Genomic DNA, 258 nt, shown 5'->3' with positions numbered 1-258 from the left:
GAATGAACACATGGAGTCGTAAGCGGCTGCTGGCCGCCGGTGCGTCCGGTGCGCTGCTGGCCGGTGTGGTGGCGGTGGGTTCGCCTGCTTTCGCTGAGCCGGGTGACGATGCCGGGGTGGAGGTGACGGTCGAGATCGAGGAGATTCGGGAGCCGGGTGTCCTGGCGATGACGGTCGCCGCTGATTCGGTGCTGTTGTCGGAGGATGGGTCGACGTTGCTGGTTCGTCAGTTCACTGGTGAGTTGCCGACGGTGACGG

Annotated in this window: 1 pseudogene; it reads left to right on the top strand. The window is 65.5% G+C overall.

Annotation, left to right across the window (positions count from 1 at the left end):
• Positions 1–2: 2 nt before the first annotated feature.
• Positions 3–258 (top strand): annotated as a pseudogene (locus JMF97_RS30970) (hypothetical protein); the annotation flags it as partial.

Source organism: Micromonospora fiedleri, from assembly GCF_016774385.1.
Lineage (GTDB): Bacteria > Actinomycetota > Actinomycetes > Mycobacteriales > Micromonosporaceae > Micromonospora > Micromonospora gifhornensis.
Note: the sequence above shows the minus strand (reverse complement) of the source record. Positions and strands in the feature narration are given on the sequence as shown.